Source organism: Bacillus jepli, from assembly GCF_047238305.1.
Classification (GTDB): Bacteria; Bacillota; Bacilli; order Bacillales; family Bacillaceae_L; genus Ferdinandcohnia.
In genome coordinates this window covers 389230-409340 of the sequence record NZ_JBDFMO010000001.1, presented here as the reverse complement: position 1 = coordinate 409340, position 20111 = coordinate 389230, and the positions used below count along the sequence as shown (strand labels likewise).

The 20111-nt window shown below is 38.3% G+C and carries 20 protein-coding genes; 13 read left to right on the top strand and 7 right to left on the bottom strand.

Annotated elements, in window-relative coordinates; translation table 11 throughout:
• The first annotated feature begins 165 nt into the window (after positions 1-165).
• Together ABC371_RS01965 and ABC371_RS01960 are read left to right on the top strand one after the other, a co-directional pair.
• On the top strand, positions 166-1368 hold the full coding sequence (locus tag ABC371_RS01965) for a hypothetical protein (protein ID WP_412895332.1): 1203 nt from the start codon (positions 166-168) through the stop codon (positions 1366-1368).
• A gap of 36 nt (positions 1369-1404) precedes the next feature.
• Positions 1405-2637 carry an ATP-binding protein gene (locus tag ABC371_RS01960; RefSeq protein WP_412895331.1) on the top strand — a complete coding sequence of 411 codons (1233 nt, stop codon included), beginning with the start codon at positions 1405-1407 and terminating at the stop codon, positions 2635-2637.
• A 72-nt stretch (positions 2638-2709) separates the two neighbouring features.
• On the opposite strand, the gene ABC371_RS01955 is transcribed toward ABC371_RS01960, so the two are convergent.
• Positions 2710-2934, bottom strand: a complete 225-nt coding sequence (locus ABC371_RS01955) for a hypothetical protein (protein ID WP_412895330.1) — start codon at positions 2932-2934, stop codon at positions 2710-2712.
• A 272-nt stretch (positions 2935-3206) separates the two neighbouring features.
• Between ABC371_RS01955 and helD the strand changes: the two genes are divergently transcribed.
• Positions 3207-5507, top strand: coding sequence for an RNA polymerase recycling motor HelD (helD, locus tag ABC371_RS01950; RefSeq protein ID WP_412895329.1), 2301 nt, complete (start codon positions 3207-3209; stop codon positions 5505-5507).
• Between the two features lie 23 nt (positions 5508-5530).
• Here the strand turns inward: helD and ABC371_RS01945 are convergent, their stop codons facing one another.
• On the bottom strand, positions 5531-7087 hold the full coding sequence (locus ABC371_RS01945; RefSeq protein ID WP_412895328.1) for an ABC-F family ATP-binding cassette domain-containing protein: 1557 nt from the start codon (positions 7085-7087) through the stop codon (positions 5531-5533).
• A 247-nt stretch (positions 7088-7334) separates the two neighbouring features.
• On the opposite strand from ABC371_RS01945, the gene ABC371_RS01940 reads away from it, so the two are divergent.
• From ABC371_RS01940 to ABC371_RS01925, 4 genes are all read left to right on the top strand, one after another.
• Positions 7335-8663: a polysaccharide biosynthesis protein gene (locus ABC371_RS01940; RefSeq protein ID WP_412895327.1), complete on the top strand. Its 1329-nt coding sequence runs from the start codon at positions 7335-7337 to the stop codon at positions 8661-8663.
• Between the two features lie 227 nt (positions 8664-8890).
• Positions 8891-9580, top strand: coding sequence for a Na-translocating system protein MpsC family protein (locus ABC371_RS01935; protein ID WP_412895326.1), 690 nt, complete (start codon positions 8891-8893; stop codon positions 9578-9580).
• A 142-nt stretch (positions 9581-9722) separates the two neighbouring features.
• Positions 9723-10403 (top strand): Na-translocating system protein MpsC family protein, encoded by a 681-nt coding sequence (locus ABC371_RS01930; RefSeq protein WP_412895325.1) that lies wholly within the window; start codon positions 9723-9725, stop codon positions 10401-10403.
• A 114-nt stretch (positions 10404-10517) separates the two neighbouring features.
• The gene (locus ABC371_RS01925) at positions 10518-11711 is read left to right on the top strand and encodes an ATP-binding protein (protein WP_412895324.1); all 1194 of its coding nucleotides are present in this window, start codon (positions 10518-10520) and stop codon (positions 11709-11711) included.
• Positions 11712-12258: 547 nt separating this feature from the next.
• On the opposite strand, the gene ABC371_RS01920 is transcribed toward ABC371_RS01925, so the two are convergent.
• Positions 12259-12627, bottom strand: coding sequence for an ArsR/SmtB family transcription factor (locus ABC371_RS01920; RefSeq protein WP_412895323.1), 369 nt, complete (start codon positions 12625-12627; stop codon positions 12259-12261).
• A complete protein-coding gene (locus tag ABC371_RS01915; protein WP_412895322.1) occupies positions 12627-13043 on the bottom strand; it encodes an SRPBCC family protein in 417 nt (138 codons plus the stop codon). Before ABC371_RS01915 ends, ABC371_RS01920 begins: the two co-directional genes overlap by 1 nt.
• Before the next feature lie 258 nt (positions 13044-13301).
• Between ABC371_RS01915 and ABC371_RS01910 the strand changes: the two genes are divergently transcribed.
• Entirely contained in the window at positions 13302-14021 is a 720-nt protein-coding gene (locus ABC371_RS01910) for a TerC family protein (RefSeq protein ID WP_412895321.1), read from the top strand.
• A 94-nt stretch (positions 14022-14115) separates the two neighbouring features.
• Here ABC371_RS01910 and mreBH read toward each other — a convergent pair whose 3' ends face one another.
• Positions 14116-15123, bottom strand: a complete 1008-nt coding sequence (gene mreBH, locus ABC371_RS01905) for a rod-share determining protein MreBH (protein ID WP_412895320.1) — start codon at positions 15121-15123, stop codon at positions 14116-14118.
• A 243-nt stretch (positions 15124-15366) separates the two neighbouring features.
• Here mreBH and ABC371_RS01900 point away from each other — a divergent pair, with 243 nt between their 5' ends.
• The 3 genes from ABC371_RS01900 (at position 15367) to treC (ending at position 18104) form a co-directional block, all read left to right on the top strand.
• Positions 15367-15771, top strand: a complete 405-nt coding sequence (locus tag ABC371_RS01900; RefSeq protein ID WP_412895319.1) for a DnaJ family domain-containing protein — start codon at positions 15367-15369, stop codon at positions 15769-15771.
• A gap of 148 nt (positions 15772-15919) precedes the next feature.
• Positions 15920-16204: a DUF488 domain-containing protein gene (locus ABC371_RS01895; protein WP_412899247.1), complete on the top strand. Its 285-nt coding sequence runs from the start codon at positions 15920-15922 to the stop codon at positions 16202-16204.
• A gap of 211 nt (positions 16205-16415) precedes the next feature.
• Positions 16416-18104 (top strand): alpha,alpha-phosphotrehalase, encoded by a 1689-nt coding sequence (gene treC, locus ABC371_RS01890; RefSeq protein WP_412895318.1) that lies wholly within the window; start codon positions 16416-16418, stop codon positions 18102-18104.
• Between the two features lie 58 nt (positions 18105-18162).
• On the opposite strand, the gene ABC371_RS01885 is transcribed toward treC, so the two are convergent.
• Together ABC371_RS01885 and ABC371_RS01880 are read right to left on the bottom strand one after the other, a co-directional pair.
• The gene (locus ABC371_RS01885; protein WP_412895317.1) at positions 18163-18306 is read right to left on the bottom strand and encodes a hypothetical protein; all 144 of its coding nucleotides are present in this window, start codon (positions 18304-18306) and stop codon (positions 18163-18165) included.
• A 631-nt stretch (positions 18307-18937) separates the two neighbouring features.
• Positions 18938-19165 carry a DUF1128 domain-containing protein gene (locus ABC371_RS01880; protein WP_412895316.1) on the bottom strand — a complete coding sequence of 76 codons (228 nt, stop codon included), beginning with the start codon at positions 19163-19165 and terminating at the stop codon, positions 18938-18940.
• A 104-nt stretch (positions 19166-19269) separates the two neighbouring features.
• On the opposite strand from ABC371_RS01880, the gene ABC371_RS01875 reads away from it, so the two are divergent.
• Positions 19270-19749, top strand: a complete 480-nt coding sequence (locus ABC371_RS01875) for a low molecular weight protein-tyrosine-phosphatase (protein ID WP_412895315.1) — start codon at positions 19270-19272, stop codon at positions 19747-19749.
• A 6-nt stretch (positions 19750-19755) separates the two neighbouring features.
• Complete coding sequence (locus tag ABC371_RS01870; RefSeq protein ID WP_412895314.1) at positions 19756-20109, top strand: YtxH domain-containing protein; 354 nt, start codon at positions 19756-19758, stop codon at positions 20107-20109.
• Positions 20110-20111 lie beyond the last annotated feature (2 nt).

The window sequence follows — 20111 nt, the reverse complement described above, 5'->3', positions numbered from 1 at the left end:
ATTAGGAGGTGAAAACAATGAAAATCAAAAAGCTAAATAAAATCAAAGCTACTTGTTGGTGGTGTGGATTTTTACCTGGTGGACCTAGAGGTTAATTTATGAGAAAGGATGCTTACAAAACGGGAGCATCCTTTTATTATGAATAAAAAAGGGTAGGTGTGAAGATTGCAATTAACTACTGATTCTATTCTAAGTTTACATGAGTTAGAGATTCGAAAAGATAAGAAACATTATATTATTGAAGATTTAGTAACTCACGAGTTTTATGAAATGCCAGTAGTCTGTATCGATGCAATTGAGTTGATTAACAACGGATTGTCGCTTGGTGAAATCGAACACCTACTCAAAGAAAAATATCCTATTGAAGAAGTCGATTTACTAGACTTTGGCAACCAATTGCTAGATTTAGATTTAGTCAATATGGTAGATGGAACAAAAGTAAGTGTAGAAAAGGCACGTATTCGTGAAGATTTAGGGCTTACATGGATTTCGCCCAAAATAGGGAAAATTTTCTTTAATCGGTTTACTCGCTTTTTCTATCCATTACTTTTATTAGTAAATATCATGCTTTTTTTTAGTCATACCAATCTTTTTCCAAGATACCAAGATTTATTTGTTTTTGATACGATGATGTTTAATATTCTTTTGTATGCGGGAATTTCGATGGTATTAATCTTTATACACGAAAGTGGACATGTTTTGGCGATTCGCTCGTTCAACCTTCCAACCCAATTGCAAATTGGAAATCGATTATTTTTTGTTGTGTTGGAAACAAATCTAACAAAAGCTTGGAGTCTTTCTTCGAAGGATCGGAATCTCTTATTTTTAGCGGGGATTTATTTTGATAGTGTTATTCTTTTTATTACATTAATCTTAAAGATGACGCATCCATTTTCCTCTGGACTGATGAATGGGATTATAGGATTAATTACCTTTGATGTTGTTATACGAATCATTTATCAGTGCTGTATTTATATGAAAACAGACCTTTATTATGTTTTTGAAAATAATACCGGAAATTATAATTTGATGGAAAGTGGTATTGAATTTATAAAAGGTATTTTTGCTAAAAAACAAATAGAACAAAAAAATAGAGTGATTATTTCTTATTCCTTTTTCTTTTTGATTGGAATATTATTGACCTTCACGATGTTTGGTTTTTACTATATACCGCAATTAGTTTATATGATGTCAAATGTACTACCAGGGTTTACTGAACCTGTGTCAACTCTTAGATTCTGGGATGCTGCAGTTTTTTGTGTACAGTTTTTAATCTTGTTTATATTGCTTTTCTATTCATTATCTAAAAAATACGGAAATAGGAAAAAATATAGGACTATATACTCAGGTGAGGAAAATAATATATAATAAAACATATAATGCATCTACTAAGTGAGGATTAATATGTCTTACCTAAATCATAGCTCTCTTCTTTTACATGAAGAGAAGAAAGCTTTACGTCTATATTTACTATTGTTCTATATTGTTTTGTTTATTTATGATTTTATCTATTATTATTTATATCCAATTGTAATAAATGGAAAACAAGGTTTACCTACTGTACTGGGATTTTGGATTTATATTATTATGATTGGTCTACTTCCTATTTCATATTATTTGAAGAAAATATATAGACTTTATTCCATAAAATACATTTATGTAATGACCTACTATGTAATTACAACATTTGATGATGTGCTTACCTTTGCTGGAAATGCTGGAGAAACCTATGTGAGTGGGAATGCAGCTGAAATCGCGCTTTTACTATTTTCTCCAATCTTTATCAATAAAAAATTCTTTTTGACGGTTTCGATTGGGATTATAGTGAAATATAGTTTGATTGGTCTATTATTAGGAAATGGTACTGTGATGGCTCCAATCGTGTTAATATTAATGTTTGCGCTCATCGCGTACATCCTCCTCACCCGTTTCTACTCTTACATTAAGGCCTTAACAGAAACACACGAGGAACTTCGAGATAAGGAGAAGCTTGCGTTTGTAGGGCAGATGGCAACGACGATTGGACATGAGATTCGGAATCCCTTGGCATCTTTAAAAGGGTTCACGCAGCTTCAACGTGAAAAGCATAAAGAGGATGATCTGCAGTATTCGATTATGGAGCAAGAAATCGACCGAATTGATTCCATCTTGACTGATTTACTTGTGATCGGGAAGCCGCGACAAATCAATGTGGCCCCTTGCAATTTGAAAGAACATCTTGGATATGTCATTTCAATCATTGAGCAATCTGAACAAGGGAAAAATATTGAGGTTGATCTGAAGATGGATGAGTCATTTCCGCTCGTCGAATGCGATGAGAAACAAATGAAACAGGTCTTCTTAAATCTCATTAAAAATGGGTTTGAGTCCATGCCAGAAGGCGGGAAACTCTCAATTATAGGTAGTCAAATTGATGAGAATAAAGTGTCCATTAAGATTTGTGATGATGGATGTGGAATTCCAAGGGACATACTAGAAAAGCTGTTTCAACCATTTTTTACAACAAAAGACTATGGAACTGGGCTAGGATTAATGGTGTCTAGAAAAATCATCGATGAACATCAGGGGAAAATTGACATCGAGAGTATAGAAGGAAACGGAACAACAGTAGAAATCATATTGCCAATTACCCAATAAGCCAGCTCACAGGAGTTGGCTATTTTTTAGAAACAAAAAACAGGATCACCAGGTCCTGTTTTACTCTCTGCTTTATTTTATTCCGGTCTCTGTTTCTTCGATGCCTTTGTTTTCAATCCAGATTTTGATATGTGTTAAAATGGAGAATGCAAAAAAGAAATTCATTGCGAGCACGCTTACTAACAGGTGGATATCTCCAAAATAAATGCCAGTATATCCTTTTAATTTGATTACAATAAAGCCTTCAAAGAGCAACAAAAAAACGCTTAAGAATGCGGCTACCCCTGCACGAATCATGTCCTATTCCCCCTTTATTGATTTTTCCAATCTATATGTATCCACGATTTGTGGATAATTTGTGAACTTACTAAAATTATACACTACTTTTGTATGATACGTAAGATGAAAGCGCTAAAAATTGTATTCTTTAAAGGGAAAAAATAGGTTGCCTTCGTATTTCGCGTATACTATAATCAAAATTACGTCTTTGTTCGGAATACTTTGTTCTTTTCACTATGGGTTAGCAGCTAATTCATGGTTTTTTTGTACGCTAAATTGGAGGTGGTTGGATGACGGAGGAGAAGCACCAGGACTTTGAGGTAGAGGTAGAGCGTTTAGATTTTACGAAAAAGTATATGGATATTGTTATTCAGGCTTCAGAGTCAACCGAGGAAAGTTTTCGCGAAAAATTGAAGGGTGCCCTTGATGGTGTTGATTTCAAAGATAGTAGTTTGAGCTATTTAAACATGTTAACGAATTCAACCTTGCTAAGAAGGACCAATGAAGAGGTACGGAACCTGAAAAGGAACAGGAACAAGCCTTATTTTGCCCGAATTAATTTTAAAAGGGAAGAAACGGGAAATGAGGAGATTCTTTATTTTGGAAAGGTTTCTCTTTTTGATAAGGAAACCCAGCTTCCAATTATTGTAGACTGGCGCTCACCAGTTGCGAATATTTATTATGATGGCCGCCTTGGGGAAGTCTCGTATGAAGCAGAGGGTGAGGAATATAAGGGGTATTTGTCCTTAAAGCGTCAGCTCATCATTGAAGAGGGAGAGCTCGAGGAAATTCGGGATGTTGATTTAACAACGACTGATGAACTCCTTCAAAAGTCATTATCTGAAAGTGCAAGCAATCGTCTAACCGATATTGTGTCCACCATTCAAGAAGAGCAAAACAACATCATCCGTGCCGATCTGAACAAGCCGATCATTGTTCAGGGAGCAGCAGGAAGTGGAAAAACAACGATAGCCCTACACCGAATCTCGTATTTTATTTACACTTACGCTGAATATTTTTCACCAGACCAACTCATGATTCTTGCACCAAACCGACTTTTCATCGATTATATTTCAGAGGTTCTGCCAGAGCTCGGTGTGGATCATATTCAACAGACAACCTATGTGGACTATGTGAAAAAGTGCCTTGGAAAGCCGATTAAGCTCACAAAGCCAGATGACAAACTGCTTGGATTTATCCATGAAGACTTTAAAAATCCAGATATGATGAAGTGGATTTCGGCATTCAAAGGTTCACTCGAGTACCGAGATATGCTTGAACATTATGTGGAGGATATTTTAAGCTCATTGCTGCCGCAGGAAGATTTCTTTGTCTCAAAGTTTCGCCTATACAAAGCGAGGGATATTCACCATTTGATGACCTATGAATATCGCTATCTTCCCTATTATAAACGAATTGATAAGGTAAAAAAGGTGCTTCAAAATACGGTGCGGCTTCAAAAAAAGAATATGCTTCATAAGGTTACGAAGTTTTATGATGATAAGCTGGATAGCGTTTTTTTTAAAACAAAAATTGATTCGGAAAAACGACGTCGTTATGTGACGAAAGCGCTTGATAATAAGGCTGAACTCATCGAAGAAATCACGAAGCAATCTCGTACAGCAGTGAATGCCTATATAAAAGAGCTACCACATCATGATGTCTTCTATTATTTTCAAAGATTTGTGTCGGAACTTTTTCCTACTTATGCTTCCGGGTTCCTGACCGAAGAGCAAATTCAATTTTTTATGGATTATCAAAAACAGCTCCAGAAATCGAAGCAATATGAGCTTGAGGATTTAGCTGGGCTTCTCTATTTGAAGGCGAAATTGTACGGTGTGAAGAAGGAATTGAAGGCTCGTAATGTCGTCATTGATGAGGCGCAGGATTATAGTTATTTTCAGTTATCAGCCTTAAAAACAGCTCTCGAAACAGATATGTTCACGATAGTGGGTGATTTAGCCCAAGGAATCCATTCTTATCGGGGGATCAACAATTGGCAGCCGGTCCTTGATGAAATCTTTCCTCGAGCGACTTATAAAACCTTGCAAAAAAGCTATCGGACCACCATTGAAATTATGAACACAGCAAATCAGTTACTAGAGATATTGGAGTTGGACTTACCAATGGTTGAGCCGGTTGTTCGACATGGGGAGAAGCCTGCTTTTCATCAAATGAACGGAGCGGAAAAAGAAAACGTGAAGGCACTCACAAAGATTATAAAAAAACTTTACGATGAAAATATGAAAACAGTGGCGATCATCGGTAAGACCAATAAGGAGTGTCAGAAGCTAGCGAAAACGTTTAAAAAGTATAGTGACCTTCCAGTTCAGCTTTTAAAAGAAAATGAAGAGATTAAAAAGGAAGAAGTCGTGGTCGTGAGTTCTCATTTGTCGAAGGGGTTAGAATTTGACTCGGTGATCGTCTATTCAAATGAGGAGAAATTTTACAACAATGAAATTGACATTAAACTTCTATACGTCTCCATGACTCGACCATTGCACCGATTGCATTTTGTTGGCACCGACCTGGCCGATTTCCTGCTGGATAACGTGGACGAGGAATTGTATGAAAAAACGCAAACCACCTGATTAGGTGCTTTGCGTTTCTTTAATTAGAATACTTTTGTTGTCCAGGATTCAACATTCCACACATCTGTGACGACATCTTGATAAAATTCTGGCTCATGGCAGATGAGGAGGATGGTTCCTTTGTATTCTTTTAGAGCTCGTTTTAGCTCATCCTTCGCGTCGACATCAAGATGGTTTGTCGGCTCGTCAAGAAGGAGGATATTTGTGTCTTTATTGATTAGCTTACAAAGACGTACCTTCGCCTTTTCGCCACCACTTAGCACTTCAACCTTGCTTTCAATATGCTTTGTCGTAAGGCCACATTTAGCAAGTGCAGCACGAACTTCATATTGGTTGAAGGAAGGGAATTCACTCCAAATTTCTTCAATACATGTATTATAGTTTGCTTCTTTAATCTCTTGTTCGAAATAGCCAATTTCTTGATTTTCTCCAAGCTCAACTGTTCCGGAAAGCGGTGTGTTCATGCCAAGAATGCTTCGGAGCAGCGTCGTTTTCCCGATTCCGTTTGCCCCCACCAATGCAATCTTTTGACCTCTTTCCATGCGAAGGTTAAGCGGCTTTGAAAGTGGTTCATCATACCCGATGACAAGATCCTTCGTTTCAAAAATAAGTTTGCTTGATGTTTTTCCAATTCTAAAATTGAATTCTGGCTTTGGTTTTTCTTTTGCCAGTTCAATGACTTCCATTTTATCGAGCTTTTTCTGACGAGACATCGCCATGTTTCTAGTGGAAACACGTGCCTTGTTACGGGCAACGAAGTCTTTAAGTTCAGAAATTTCCTGTTGCTGCTTTTTATATGCAGACTCAAGCTGTTGCTTTTTCACTTCGTATACCTTCTGGAAGTTATCATAATCTCCAACATAGCGATTTAGCTCCTGATTTTCCATGTGGTAGATCAGATTAATGACGCTATTTAAAAATGGAATATCATGTGAAATCAGGATAAACGCATTTTCATATTCTTGGAGATAACGTCTTAACCAGATAATATGCTGTTCATCTAAATAGTTAGTGGGCTCATCCAATAATAGAATGTCAGGCTTTTCAAGCAATAGCTTCGCAAGTAGGACCTTTGTGCGTTGACCACTTCTTAAATCCTGAACATCACGCTCAAGACCGATATCCTCAAGACCCAATCCACGCGCAATTTCATCGACCTTTGCATCGATGACGTAAAAATCATTATTTGTAAGGGTGTCTTGTATGATTCCAACATCCTCAAGCATTTTTTCAAGCTCCTCAGGAGTGGCGTCACCCATTTTTCCGTAAAGCTCATTCATTTCTGCTTCCATATCGAATAAATACTGGAAAGCACTGTTTAACACATTACGAATCGTCATTCCTTTTTGAAGGACAGTATGCTGGTCAAGATACCCAATACGCACATTCTTTGACCATTCAATCTTACCTGCATCAGGCTCAAGCTTCCCGGTGATGATATTCATAAACGTTGATTTACCTTCACCATTTGCCCCAATTAACCCGATATGTTCACCCTTCAAAAGACGAAACGAAACATCATTAAAAATCGCACGATCACCAAAACCATGGCTCACATTAGAAACTGTCAATATACTCATCTATTTAACACCTTTTTCTAGGGACCAGGGGGACGGTTCCACTGGTCCCTTGTTTTCAAAAAATTTAAATAAATAGGGACCAATAGAACCGTCCCTATGGTTCATATACCGATTATAAACGAGAAATGAAGGGATTGGGAAGGGTACTTTATTTAGAAGTAAAGTAAAATTTTTCTTTTGGTCAAATAATCTGCGGACTTGTCTCATATTTATATAGTACGGAAAAAAATAAATAAGGGGCTACAGGATGAAGACATTTTTTAAAGGGACATTGTTATTGGTTATCGCTGCATTTATTGGAGAGTGTGTGGAATTTTTGATCAATCTCGTTCTAGCAAAGGAACTTGGTGGGCATGGAATGGGATTATATATGACAATCCTGCCATCCATTTTTTTAGTGGTCATTTTAGCTAGTCTTGAGCTGCCTGTGTCGATTTCAAAATTTATTGCCGAAAAAGAGGACAGGTATCACCGTAGCATGTTAAAACATGCGACCGTATTAACAACGGTATTTACAGCAATTATTATGTCCTTGGCATTTGTGATTTTGCCTGTAATACCTTTGTTCGATAATTACCATCCATTTGTGAAGTGGTTAGTCATCATCTTTATCCCGATTGTTTCATTTTTATCGATTGCCAGGGGTTATTTTATGGGAATTCAATCTATGGGGCAAATTGCCTTCGCAAACTTCCTGCGTAAGGCTGTACAATTAATATTGTTAGTGTTTATTTATCAATTGCTTGAATTTGAAATACAAACTTCCATTTTAATCGCTCTATGTACCATTGTCGCAAGTGATTTAATCGTGTTTGGATATTTAGGCTTTGAGTATATTGTTCACTACCGTAGATTGGGTCATGGACCAACATCATCTTTAAGTGGAAAAGTAGTACGGCGAAATTTACTAGCTGTTTCCTTGCCAACTACCGGGATGCGAATATTTCATGCGATTTCACATGCAGTTCAGCCATTTCTGATCAAAGCAGCCTTATTAAAAGCAGGTATGTCTATAGATGTGGCTACCGAGCATTTTGGATTAATGACGGGGGTCGCCTTAACGATTGGCTTTTTCCCTGCGTTCATCGCACATTCATTGCTTATTGTGTTAATACCAACGGTGTCAGAAGCATATGCAAAGCGGGATATGTCGATGCTACAATCCTTGCTCCAGCAGGTGATGAGAATAACCATTCTATACGGCATACCAGCTTGTGTCATTTTTTATTATTTCGCGCAGCCGCTCACCCATATTTTCTTTGAATCATCGTCGGCGACTGTCTATCTGCAAATGCTATGGCCCTATTTTTTGTTCCATTTCTTCTTAATTCCAATGCAGGCGTACTTAATCGGATTAGGATTATTGAAGGATGCATTCATTCATAATGTATGGTCAACCGTGGTGTCCTTTGGTATCATGTTCGCTCTAGGTTCTCTCCAAACACTCCAAATGGAAGGGATTATTATCGGAATGAATATGGGTGCCGTGCTACTGGCTTTAATGCATTACGTCACCATTTGTCGAAAAATTGGTGTCTCGGTGGTTTCAACAAAGTTTTTGAGTACAACTGCATGATTTAATTTGTTTGTTATTCAATGAACTTCGTGATATAATGAGCAAGATTAATGTCTAGCAGTCATTAATCACGTTTTTTATGAATAAATTTAACTAGTAAAATTTAATAATACATTTCGTTAAGAGTGGTAAATGGTAGAATACGAATAAGTCTAACCATGGCCTAACTTCTATTTGTGTAGAAGTTAGGCCATTTTTTATTGTGTTTTAGGAGGATTAGGGTTCGCATGTCGATGAGAAACATTACAAAACAGGAAGAATTAACGCAGATTAGCAGCTATGTAAGTAAACTAATAAAATCAAAATTTGGAAAAGGACCAGAAACTTGTTTTACGTCCATTTCGGATCAATATATTGTCATTCATATTAAAAAGTTTATGACAAAAATTGAAAATGAACTTGTAAAAAAAGAGGATTTTGCAACTGCAGGTAAGATTCGAACACACATCATGGAGGAACTTTTGGACCCAATACAGGAAACGTTGGGAGAAATTTGTGATAAACCTATCACAAAACTTTACCAAGACTGGAATTTTCAAAAAAACTCTGGGGTATTGCTTGCCGTCGTGAAATCAGAACAGAAGATCGAAGTAGAGAATTCACTTGAATTTATGTTGCTTCGAAAAGAAATCAGTAAGCAAAGTGAATTTTATCAATATCAACCAAACGAACAGAGCTTAACTAAGATTGGTGATACGATTTATATCATAAGAACTGCAGGATATTTACTGCCAATTGAAAGAATCCTTATCGAAAAAGGTATGCACATCCTTAAGGAAAGAGAAAATACGATCCGAAAAAGATACGATGCAAATCGACATCGATTTAATAAAATCATCAACAATGAAATTCATGATATTTTTATGATTTGGGATTACGAAAAAGATGAAAACTATAAAATCTTTTATTGTAAGTAAGGTTGTTTTCATAATTCCCACCCAAATAGCCCAAACTATGTGGTAAACATGGAATTGAAAGGGAAACAATGCTACAATAATGAAGGCTGATGAATATGAAGTCATTAGTTATTGTGGTGAGTTCCTTAAAGGTGGGAATCACTTGAATTTACAAGAAAAATTGAAATACATAAGCAGTTACACAAGCAAGCTCCTCCGAAATAAATTTGGTAGGGGACCTGAGTCATGTTCTGCAGCAACTGCAGATCGCTTTTTAGTCCTGCATATACGTGGTTTTGTTTCTCCAATGGAAGAGGTTCTTTTAGAGGAAAATCAGATTATTCAGGTCGATCATGCAAGGGACGTTGTGATCAATAGCATTTTAGACGAATTAAAGGGTGTATACCAGGTCACCCTTGAAACAGAGGTAAAGGGATTTTTTCATGATTGGAACTTTCCGAATAATAATGGCGTCATTATCGCAGAGCTGGTTGATTCATTACTGCCAATGGAAAAGAATAAGGAAGTCAATTTTTCACTTCTTGAAACTGAAGTCGATCGGATTAGTCTACTTGTAGAAAAGACACCTGATCATATATTTAGTTTTCAAATTTCTCCGAAAATATTTATCGTGAAGCGTGAGGGGATCTTGGTTCCGATTGAAAAAGCGCTAATCGAGGCAGGCTTTGAAAATGAGCTCCATTTTACAAAGGACGAACTTGAAAAAAGCTATTTCCACCGCTATGGAAAATTTGATCAACTATTTCATCGACCGGTTACCGACATATTTATTGATTGGAATTTTAAGAATGATAACAGCTTAATTTGCTTTGTTTTAAAATAAAGATGGTAAATGTGAGGATGTCTTATGGACACGCCTTCGTCATGGCCTAACTTCTATTGGAGTTAGGCTTTTTTCATTTTTTTAGGAAAAATAAAGAAAAAGGTTGGAGAATAAATGGGAGTTAGAAGATGGAAAGCGTTAAATTTTGCAGTTTTTTTATGTTGTGTAATTTTGATTTTGGGTAAGGTCTTTTACATCGGATTGTTGAATCGATTGGAACCGTATCTGTTACTGATTACACTTGGTGCCTCACTATTATCAATTTATGAAGCACGAAAAAATCGAGAGTTCCGCTTTTTGGTGGAGAATGCCCCATATGCGATCCTTCTAAAACGCGATGGGAAAATCATTTATATCAATGATACGGGTAAATTTCTAATAGGCGCGGATGAAGAAAAATCAGTTATCGGGCATCAACTAGATGACTTTATTCAGTACAATCCTGAAAAGTCGACTAGGAAAGTTGAAAAAGGACATAAATTTAAGAAGATAACCGAGGGTAAAATTGACCATCTTGTATTGGGCGAAATCGATGTGGAAATAAAAATGATGCCGATTACGTTTCAAGGAGAAAGCTGTGAATATATTGTCATCCGAGACATAACAGAGGTAAAAAAGAGTGAGGAACTCATCCAACAAACGGATAAGCTTTCAATGGTGGGAGAGATGGCAGCTGGTATCGCCCACGAAATTCGAAATCCACTCACAAGCTTAAAAGGATTCGCCCAGCTTTTGCAGGCTGAAAAAACAAACGCCTATTCCGAGATTATGGTATCTGAAATTGAACGAATTAATACGATTGTCGATGAAATGCTGTTGCTCGCCAAGCCGAAAAAGCTGCAATTGCGAGAGCAGAAAATCACAAATATCCTAAATGAAGTTGTGTTCCTATTAGACACCCAGGCAATTCTACATAATATCCAGATTAAGACCACCTATCATGATCTTAAAGGTGCGTGCATTAATTGTGAGGAGAACAAGCTAAAACAAGTGTTTATTAACATCTTAAAAAATAGCATTGAAGCGATTGAAGATGGAGGGCTCATCGATATTTCACTGTATTCAAAAGGAGGAGATGCGATGATTCGAATTACCGACAATGGTTCTGGGATTCCGGTAGACAAGCTTTCGAGGATTGGAAAGGCCTTTTTTACCACCAAGGAAAAAGGGACCGGACTCGGCCTCATGATTTGCCAAAACATCATTCAAGAACACGGCGGCCAAATGACAATCGACAGTATCGAAAACGAAGGAACAACTGTAGAAATATCATTGCCTATTATCGAAGAAGGTCTTCAAATCAACTGAAGACCTTTTTGTGTTATTTTGGGGAATTTGGGATGAGGTGAAGGAGAGATCGTCCGCTGGTGTGGCCGTTTTTCATTGGTGTGATGAAGGACGGAACGCATGCTGAGTTTGTGCGAATGTACTTCAGTGGGTGTATGAAGACCCGAACGAAGTGAGAGTTTGCGCGGAAAGTCCTTCATCGGTGGAATGAAGACCCGAACGGGGGTGGAGCACGCGGTGAAAGTCCTTCATAAAATTTTTGAAGTTGAAAATGAGCTCAACTCTCCACTGAAACCCTCCTCATTGAGGCAATGAAGAGGAATCCGAACTCAGAATTTCCTCGAAATCCTCTTCATCAATGCAATGAAAAGGAAACCAAACTCAGATCTTCACCAAAGTCCTTTTCATCAAGGCGATGAAAAGGAACCCGAGCTCAGATTTTCATCGAAATCCTCTTCATCAACGCTATTAGACCCCAACCCTACCGAAACGCAACCACATCCTGCATGAAAATTTCTTCACCGGAGTAGGGAAGTCCCAAACCCCGCACAAAACCCCTTCACTCAACTTACTCGTCCTCTGATTCTAACGACTTCACCACTTTTAACCCACCGTCTGAACCATTCTCAGCGATATGCTTCAACATTGATAGCTTGTTGTTCCAGAATTGGTCGAAATAGGAAAGCCATTCGTGTAGCTCTGAAAAAGATTCAGGCTGAAGGCGATAGCGTTTCTCTCTTCCGACTTTCTGACCACTCACTAAATTGGCCTCAGAAAGAATGTGGAGATGCTTTGCTACAGCCGTTCGGCTCATTGAAAAATGACTGGTGATTTCCGAAATAGGCAATTCTTTTTTAGAAAGGAGACGAAGTACCTCTCTTCGTGTGGGGTCAGCTATTGCTTGGAAAACATCATATTTTTGAGCTGATTCAGCCACTAATTTGTCGCCACCTTACGCAGCTTTTGTACGATACCTGCCCAACCGCCATTCATTGTTTCACGAACTTCAGCTGCTGACCTTTGTGCTTTTTCAATATTTTCTTCAGAATCCTTCCAGCCACCATGGATGAGGGTGAATTCTGTTTTGCCATCAATTTCTTTTAATAGGAACTGTACAAACCAGCCTTCAGTATCCCATGAAAATGTAAGGCGATGTGGTGGGTCGACTTCTAACACCTTGCAAGGAGAAGGTCCGAATGGAGATTGGATATGAAACTCGTGTCCTTCCTCCGCAACCAAATTATTTGGCATAAACCACGTTCCGATTGCCTCGCCAGACGACACAAGATCCCAAACTTTTTGAATAGGTGCTTCAATTAATACGGTTTGTTTTATATCAGGTACAGATGCCATAAATCATTCTCCTTTTAAAATTAAAATAAAACCATTTGGTTTCGTATTTTGATTATACGAAACCAAATGGTGTTATGTCAAGATGATTATATTGGAATAGTATGCGCAATTTTTAAAAATAACATGTTGGATAATTGTGGCGGTTTTGTAAGCAAGATTCATAGCTCAATTATTGAATGTAACAAAAAATAGGAGTATGCTAGATTATGGAGTGAAAATTGAACTATTTTACTATATTAATTGAGGGGGAATTTCCCTATGGATATGCTAACGATTCTTGGACTAGCTATCTCTTCTGGAGCGACAATCGCTTTATTGAAAATCATTGCAATTGATATTATTTTATCTGGAGACAATGCTGTTGTAATTGCAATGGCAACGAGAAACCTTCCTAAAGATCAGCAAAATAAAGCGATCTTTTGGGGAACAGCAGGGGCTGTTATTTTACGTATTTTATTTGCAGCCGTCATTGTATACTTATTAAAAATTCCATTTGTGAATGTGATCGGTGGAGTACTACTTCTATTCATCGCCTACAAGGTATTGGTAGAAGAAGAGGGAGACGCACATGTAAAGTCTTCAACTGGTATTATGGCAGCGATTGGTACGATTATCATGGCAGATGCGGTAATGAGTCTGGATAATGTTGTTGCGGTTGCAGGTGCTGCAGACGGACACATTGGCATGATTGCACTTGGTGTTCTTATCAGTATTCCGATTATGATCTTTGGGTCTAAATTCATTGTTAAAGCCATGAACAGATTTTCTTGGATTGCTTATATTGGAGCAGGTATTCTTGCCTGGACTGCAGGAGAAATGGTATTGAAGGACAAAGGGCTAACCAACTTCCTTCACATTGAACATGGACCCGTAACATACCTAATCGCTGCAGTATTAACCATCCTTGTCCTAGGACTTGGCTATGCCAAAAACAAAAAAATCGCAGCAAAACGAGAAGCATTACAACATACAGCTTAATAAAACAAAAAAGCCACAGGGACGGTTCCTGTGGCTATATTTTTTATACTTAAACAGGTACAGCAGGGGACCAGTAGAACCGTCCCTCTGGTCCTTATTTTGCGATTTTGTGAAGTTTGTGGATGATGCTTAGGGAACGTCCTGTTCCGATGGCAACAGATTCAAGCGGGTTTGGTGCAAGGTGGACAGGAACAAAGATTTCCTGGCTAAGCCACTCCTGTAGACCATTTAATAACGCACTGCCGCCTGTTAAAATGATTCCGCGGTCGACAATATCACCACTTAATTCTGGTGGGCAATCCTCTAATGTTGCGCGGATTGCTTCTAAAATATGAAGTAATGATTCTTTTAATGTTTCTTGCACTTCAGTCGAGCGTAATGAAATGGTTTTAGGAAGACCTGTAACAAGGTCACGACCACGGATTTCCATTGTTTTTACTTCATGATCAATAAGGGCATAGCCGATTTCAAATTTAATTTGTTCAGCGGTATGTTCCCCAATCAAGACATTGTATTTTTTTCGTACATATTGAATGATATCATCATCAAACTGGTCACCACCAATTCGCACGGAGTTACATGTTACGACCCCGCCAAAGGAAATAATCGCGACTTCTGTATTACCTCCGCCGATATCGACAACTACGTTGGCTACTGGCTCATCAACAGGTAAATCTGAACCAACTGCTGCGGCTACTGGCTCTTCGATTAAGTAAACCTGCTTAGCACCACATTGTCTAATCGCGTCCTGGATCGCACGTCGTTCAACTGAGGTTGACCCAGAAGGTGTACAAACGACGACATTCGGCTTACGAATCGAGTACCCAATTTTTTGACTAACTTTCTTCATAATATGACGAAGCATGTCAGCAGTCACGTTGAAGTCTGCAATCACACCCTTTCGTAAAGGGCGAATTGTCACGATTTTTTCAGGTGTTTTTCCAATCATTCTTTTTGCATCTGTACCGACAGCGATGACATTGTTAGTTTCCGTGTCAAGAGCCACAACGGATGGCTCATTAATGATGATGCCTTTATTTTTAGTGTATACCAAAATATTTGCAGTTCCTAAATCAATTCCTATTTCCATATTCGAAAACATATTATCTCCATCCTTCAAAGAGTTTGGTGGTTATATCCTAATAGCCATGAAACATTCGTCTGGAATACTTAAGCTATTCTTTTTAAAATTGGTGAGTAGTCATATTAACCCACTTCACCTTATAAGGATTCATGAAAATGTGTCGATTTTTGGGGGTTGTTGTCATATTGTAAAAAATGAAACATAGGAGAAATATAAGTGAAGAATGGCAATTTGTTCAAAATACACGTAAAATAGTAATAGATGAATCACTCCAAAAAAAGGAGGGCGAAGACAATCGATTTTTCAAATATTATTTCAGAGGATAAAATTCGCAAGGCCTATAAGGATGGAGAATTTGACAACCTTCCTGGTTACGGCAAGCCGCTTAAGCTTGATGATGATTCCGCGATTCCAGAGGAACTTCGCATGGCCTATCGCGTCATGAAAAATTCCGGTTTCATTAATGAGGAGACGGAAATTAAAAAAGAGCTACTCACCATAGAGAATTTACTTGATAATTGTGAAGATGAGGAGCAGCGAGTTATCTATCAGAAAAAATTAAATGAAAAACAATTTCGCTTAAACCAAATCTTAAAAAATAGAAAGACTTCGCATTCAGCTGTTTTCAAAGACTATCAAATGAAATTGCATAACAAATTCAAATAAAGTAGAAGGGGCCAAAACATTGCGTTTTGCCCTTTTTTTTGGAGGGAAAGAAGTAATGAAAGAAAATATAGTATTAAAACGAATTTATGAGCCTGCTAGCGAGAAGGACGGAAAACGGATATTGGTAGACCGCATCTGACCACGAGGGATTTCAAAGGACAAAGCACAGCTTGATATGTGGATGAAGGAAATTGCCCCAAGCACGGAGCTTCGCAAGGAATTTAACCATAAACCTGAACGATTTGAAGAGTTTAAAGAGCAATACATAAAAGAATTACAGGAAGACGACGAGAAAAAAGCGGCAATTCAAGAATTACTACGCATGATCGGGGAAGAAAAAGTGACTCTTCTTTTTGGTGCAAAGGATGAAGTGCATAACCAGGCGGTTGTCCTTAAGGAAGTGTTGGCTCGTGAAGTGGAACAAAAAATTTGAAAATAGGTTAGTGGCAGTAAATTTTAGATAATGGCAGTATTTTTAGAATAGTGGCAGTAAACGAGGAACCACAGCTTCTCAATACCAAGGTGCCAGCTCTATTGTATTAAATTTGACCAACTTGTATATACAAGTTAAACTACAACTATAAATAAGATTTTTTATTTATGAAATAATACAAGAATAATTACTATTTATGGTGGTGTAGCAGTTGAAACAGCCTTGGTGGAAGAAGTCTGTCGTTTATCAAATTTACCCAAAGAGTTTTAATGACACAACTGGAAATGGTGTGGGTGACCTACAAGGGATCATCGAAAAACTCGACTATTTGAAAGCATTAGGTATTGATGTTATTTGGTTAACGCCAATTTACAAATCCCCGCAACGTGATAACGGGTATGATATTAGTGACTATTTTGCGATTCAAGAAGAATATGGCACGATGGAGGATTTTGACCGCTTGCTTGAAGAAGCTCATTCTCGCGGCATTAAACTTATTATGGACATCGTGGTCAACCATACGTCAACTGAAAACGAATGGTTTAAGAAATCTCGTGAATCAAAGGATAATCCATATCGAGATTTTTATATTTGGAAGGACCCAAAGGACGGGCAATCGCCAAACAATTGGGAATCAAAGTTTGGAGGAAATGCATGGGAGTATGACGAAAAAACAGGCCAATACTACCTTCATCTTTTTGATGTGACACAAGCCGATCTGAATTGGGAAAACGAAGAAGTTCGTCAAAAAGTCTATGATATGATGACGTTTTGGTTTGAAAAAGGGGTGGATGGCTTCCGTCTAGATGTTATCAATTTAATTTCAAAAGACCAACGCTTCCCAGATGATAATGGCTCAGTGGCTCCTGGAGATGGTCGAAAGTTTTATACTGACGGCCCGCGCGTCCATGAATTCATGCATGAAATGAATAAGCAGGTTTTTTCGAAATACGATAGTATGACGGTTGGTGAAATGTCTTCAACAACAATTGACGATTGTATCAATTATTCGAATCCTGAACGCCAAGAGCTAAGTATGACCTTTAATTTTCACCATTTAAAAGTCGATTACCCAAATGGGGATAAATGGACGGTTGCGGATTTTGATTTCCAAGCGTTAAAAAGAATCCTTTCCACTTGGCAGGAGGAAATGCATAAGGGTGGGGGCTGGAATGCACTATTTTGGTGCAACCATGACCAACCGCGCATCGTTTCGAGATATGGAGATGATGGCAAGTATTTAACAGAATCAGCAAAAATGCTTGCGACAACGATTCATATGATGCAAGGGACTCCTTATATTTATCAGGGGGAAGAAATCGGAATGACCAATCCGAAATTCGACGATATTTCGGAATATCGCGATGTCGAGTCCCTCAATATGTACAATATTAAAAAAGAACAGGGCATGAGCAACGAACAAATCATTGAGATTTTGAAACATAAATCACGTGATAATTCACGTACACCTGTACAATGGGATACATCTGAGCATGCTGGCTTTACAAGTGGCACACCTTGGATTAATGTCGCTGCCAACTATAAAACCATTAACGTGGAAAATGCGTTAGAGGACAAAAATTCGGTCTTTTATCATTATCAAAAATTGATTAAGCTCCGTAAAGAATACGATATTATCACATACGGGGATTATGAGCTATTACTTGAAGAAGACCCTCAAATCTTTGCATATGTAAGAAACGGTGAAAATGAGAAACTCCTTGTTGTAAATAATTTTTACGGGAAGGAAGCAAGATTCGAGATTCCTGAAAAGATTGAGTTGGAAAACTACACAACGGATCTTCTCATTTCTAACTATGGAGACTACCAAACTGATATTTCAAAGGGGATCAGCTTACGTCCATACGAATCCGTGGTCTATCATTTAACTGCAAAATAAAAGTGTAGACGTTTTGCCTACACTTTTAGAGCCATGCCTGCAATCGGGTGTGGCTTTTTTAAAAGTCTTGATCTTTTGGGAGTGGGTCTATTCTAGTGGTATCGTCGTGATCCATTGATGATGCAACAAAGTAAAACCAGAATCCAGCGGAGATAAAATACAACGAAGCTATCCCAATAAGTGTTAGCCATAGTCCTAACATGTGTATTCCCCCCTTTAGATTGGGGCTGAAGAAGATAGAGCGATGAAGTCTGGGACAATGTACCTGTCCCCATGTCCCTACTGTGCCCCTTTGTATACGTATATGCAGAGGGAAGTGGTTATTGACCGAATCTTTAGAAATTTAGAGATGCGTGTGTATGGGATAATCGTCATTTCACGGAATATGCGTCTTGCAGCAGATATTTGCGTCCCGGTCCAGAAATATGCGTCCTGCAGATATTTGCGTCGTCCTGTGGCAATTTGCGTCAACGGGCAAATTTATGCTTCTTGGCGCGAAGATATGCGTCATTTCACTAAAATATTCATCTTCCCGCCAATATTTGGGTCAATCAGCGAATATATGCAGTTTCCCACGAATATTTACATCCCTGTAAAACCATCCCAAACAAAAAAGCGACCGTCATGGCCGCCATTTTAGTCTAGTTCCAGCGCCTAGCCCCTCGAGGTCATAAGCCAATCCGTCAAGAAGGATAAACTGCATCCTTCTCGCCGGCTTTTCTTATGCTTGTTGGACTTGCACAGGAAGTGCTGACTTCGACGTTTGCCACAGGACGTGGCAGTAGTTAGTCGAAGTTCCACTTTCAAGGCGCTTGTACTTTTTTTCCTATGTATTATTTATTTTTGCGTAAGCTTCCGAGTTCTTCAACGAGTGCTTGCATTTCATTCGGGCTAAATGAGTTCTTTCTCATGGTGAGGTCGTAGATGTCTTTTAATTCCTCGTACATTTCTTCATCAAAATGGGAAGGCTTAATGGCACCAAGGTTAAGGACTTTCAGCTTTTCTTTGATTTTTTCAATCATAAACTCTACATTTTCGACCGACTTTTGTGAGAGATCCATGTTTTCATCCTTTCAATTTTCAATGTATTCTTATTGTAACACGTTTCTGCTATCATTTAATATGGTAGCATACGGAAAAAAAGATCATGAAGGAGAATTACATAATGATTAAAGTTTTATTTGTGTGTTTAGGGAATATTTGCAGATCACCGATGGCGGAGGCCATTTTTCGAGATATGGTTGAAAAGGAAGGGCTCACCAATGACATTCAGGTAGATTCAGCGGGTACTGGTGACTGGCACATCGGAAATCCGCCGCATAAAGGCACGCAAACCATTTTAACTAAATATAATGTGTCGTTTGAAGGAATTAAGGCGCGCAAGGTAGTCTATGAGGATCTTGAGCAGTTTGATTATATTATTGCGATGGACTCTGACAATTTAAAGAATCTAAAAAAAATGACTGGTACGGCTCAAACGGGTCAGATGAAAAGGCTTCTTGATTTTGTAGAAGACAGCAAGGTTGTAGATGTACCTGACCCGTATTTCACGGGGGATTTTGATGAAACGTATGAGCTTGTGAGCAATGGGTGCAAGCGTCTTTTAGATGTCATTAAAAAAGAAAATTTTGTTGGGAAGGAGTAATCCAAAATGGCAAAACGCAATAAAATGGTGGAGGGCATGGTCATTGGGGCTGTCCTTGGAGCAGCGATTTCTTTATTTGATAAGGAAACAAGAGAGGAGTTTTTACATACTAGTAAAAGAGTTAGTCGAAAAGCAGTAGATGTGATGAAAAATCCGCAGGGGTATACAGAGCTTGTAAAGGACCGATTTAACACGGTTCGTACAACGATTGAGCAAGTGGCGGAGGATGTTCGCATCGTGACCTCAAGGGTTAATGAAATCGTCGAAACGACACCAGAAATCGTTGAAGCAGTGAAAGAAACAAAAGACGCAATTTCTAATAAAACGGAAGGTGTGAGGGACGATAATATAGAGAGGTGAAA